Annotated in this window: 1 protein-coding gene; it reads right to left on the minus strand. The window is 35.7% G+C overall.

Annotated features, from left to right (window positions below):
* Positions 1-193: 193 nt before the first annotated feature.
* On the minus strand, positions 194-3,124 hold the full coding sequence (locus tag NJD71_RS13410; protein WP_319052400.1) for a DEAD/DEAH box helicase: 2,931 nt from the start codon (positions 3,122-3,124) through the stop codon (positions 194-196).
* Between the last annotated feature and the right edge of the window lie 93 nt (positions 3,125-3,217).

The raw sequence follows: 3,217 nt of genomic DNA on the forward strand, positions 1-3,217 counted from the left end.
TAAAAAGTGGTCGATGCCAATCCGTAACTGGACGTCTGCTCTGAATCGTTTTATGATTATGTTTGATGACCGTATCAGTAAGCATTTAATCTAAATGGCAGTTACACAGAATCTGGGATGGTCTCTTTACTTGAGGCTTCTTATGTATATGGTCTAACTATATAAACATAAAAGATTTTCGAAGATCTTGTTTTTACTCATTCACAATAACATTCAGGTTTATATTAGCAGTCTCTTTCAAATATTTTTCAGTGGCTGCTAATAATCTTAGAGTATCCTCAGGTGGGTTATCAATAGAAAGACTAGGTTGTACAATAAAAATCTCAAAATTTATGGGCTTTCTATTAGCCATACTCATTAAACTTTCAAGCTTTTCAACACTGCCTTTTTCAATCCTACTTCTCGATTGACCTAGACGTACTTTGGTCTGCCTGCGTAATAGATGATTAAAAAAGTCGCTACCCTTCTTTTGTTTCCAAATAACTGACTTCTGTGCTTGCCCGCAAACCTCGTAAAAATTATCAATACGTGCGCTAATACGCCCATTTTTAGCATATTTCAGATGATGTAGTTGAATATAAATTCTTGAATCCTCATCTCTAATAGCAACAACATCCGCAATTTCACCTGACCCGTCATCATCGTAAATAATATCAAAATCTTGAGCCTTTAAATCGTTGATCACTTTATATTGAATAGAATCAATTATTAGTGGCTCAACGTGTTGCGACTCTTTGCCTATATCTACACCTGCCCAGTCTCGCGCTATTAACTTTTCGACTGGATATGGAGTCATAATTTGTTCTATAGTCGTGTACTCATTACCAGTTAGGCGTGATCCATCAGCGTACCAAACTGAAGGTGGACTATTATTGAAATAAAATTCTAAATCTACTCTTTTTGTTTTGAGCTTAAAATGTACTTGATAAGTAGATAGTTTAGTAATTAGATATCTCGATTGCGCCTGTCCGTCTACTTCCTCAACTATAATAGTTTGTTTAAACTTAACGTTATGGCTAGGTGTCTCAATTTCAAAAAGTATCTCGTTATTGCTACAATTGCCTAAATTAATTGAGCATTCAGATAAGTTAATACTTTGATTATCAATCTCTAAATAAACATGCGACTCAGAGTAATCCGTATAAATTCCTTCATCCCAATCAATCATGATTGGTACATTATCAGGTAAACTATTAACTTCCTTGGGTTGTAACGTGGCTTTTAGAACCTGATTCGGATCAATACTTTCGTCGTTTAAGCTCTTACTCATCTCTTCACACCATGTGACGAATTTTTTTATATTACCTCGGCGTTTACTCCATATTCTGCCTTTAAATGAACAACCGATAGTTACCTTATCACCTTCCTTATAACCAGTACCTGATACAAATGACTTTTCAGTGCTTCTTAGTGTTGAATCAGCTATAGCCTCTTCAATATCTGAGCCCGAACGCATTGTGAATCTGATACTTTTATTTAAAAATTCTTTTAGCCCTACGTTTTGTAATTGTAGTCTATTAATACCATCTAACACTCTAAAGACATTTATCTTCTTAATATGAAGTGGGGCGACTAAGATTGCTTCAGCCAATTTATCAAAGTTGTCGTCCCTATTTGAATCATGTATAAACAAAAGATTTTCTTCTACATTGTAGTGCAATACCATTAAACGCCAATTCAAACCATAGATGTCTTTGTAGTTCACCCAGTCAATATTAACTTTATCAGCAGTGATGATTACTAAAGTCTGATTTGCTTCATTGTAGTCGCTAAATTGATATTCGCATTCCTTAAATCTTTGTAAACCTTCTTCGAACCTATCAAAATAAGCTATGCTATTTTCACTTATATTTCGATATACCATAGCACTCATAGCAAAGCGGATATTTTGGAATGGTATTTGACTGTTGGCTAAATCTCTAAACTCATGTATAAACTCGTAAAACTCCATCTCCTCTGATGTGGCATCTGTACTATATGCAGCAAGTAGGCTGTTCCAATTTGCATCTCTAGCGTACAAATCGCTTAATTCTTCTTCAACAGTCACATCAGCGATATTCGCTACAAAGCTAGCGGTTCCTAGCTGACTGTCTACAGAACTTCTTGTAAACCTGCCCGCAAACTGTAATGTAATAGGTAAACTTTTTCTAATATCATGAAACGCTGCTATTTTAAGATGAGGTAAGTCAAACCCTTCTCCTAGCATATTGACAGCAACTATTATTTTATGTTCAAGATTGATAATAGCGTTTAAAATAGCTTTTTTATCTCGTATTGATGAATGAACTAAAATGGGATTTAAATCAGTGAATTCAGCATAGATTCTAAACACCTCTTCAGCTTTGCTTTTAGTCGCACACCTTGCCATTAAAATATGATTATGACCATTGGCTATATCTTGACGTAATCTTGCCACAGCCTTCTGTACAATAACTTTATCAGCTTTTTTAAGGTCATATTCTCGAATAGGTAAAAAATCAATAGGCTTAAAATAACCTTGGTCTTGAGCCATTTTTAGGCTGAAATTAAAGATGACTTTGCCATTAAGCGCTTTGCCATCCTGTCGAAAAGGGGTCGCCGTAAATTGCACAACTTTGGCCTTATCAAATTTAATTAATACTCGCTCCCACGAGTTTGCCTTGGCATGATGTGCTTCATCCACGAATACATGTGTAAAACGCTCAGCAATTTGCAATAAATCATCTGAATTATAACCATCCATGATACTCATGGTAGTGACAATCACGTTAGAGTCGTCAATAATATCGAATAATTCATTAAGGGCTGATACGCCTTGCTTGAGAATGCCTACGATAGGATTTAATGCATCCTTATCAAGAATGCCAAATGCTTTCAGCAATCCGAACGTTATAAACTTCTCTGCTAATTGGTTACGCAGTGCGTCCGATGGTACGATAACCAGTAACTTTTCACATCTTTCGACAGCCAATACAGACAGCATGGTTTCTGTTTTGCCTGTACCCGTTGGCATAACAACGGTAGCCATCTGGCTTGATACTTTTATATGACTTAGAATGGCATACAAGGCTGATATTTGCGGTACTCTTAGGCCCAAAACTTCATTTGACGTATAGTCAGTTCTTTTTAAATAAGATACAATCATTTTAAAGCAAGCGAAATAGCAGAAGAACAAATGACCTATTCAGCAGATTTTCGAGCACAAGTGATTAAAAGTGTCAAAAACAAAGACATGAGT

This window comes from Psychrobacter sp. PP-21 (assembly GCF_033790785.1).
GTDB lineage: Bacteria > Pseudomonadota > Gammaproteobacteria > Pseudomonadales > Moraxellaceae > Psychrobacter.

Coding starts and splice junctions, on each gene's coding strand:
- NJD71_RS13410 (WP_319052400.1), bottom strand. CDS start 3,124: ATGATTGTATCTTATTTAAAAAGAACTGACTATACGTCAAATGAAGTT.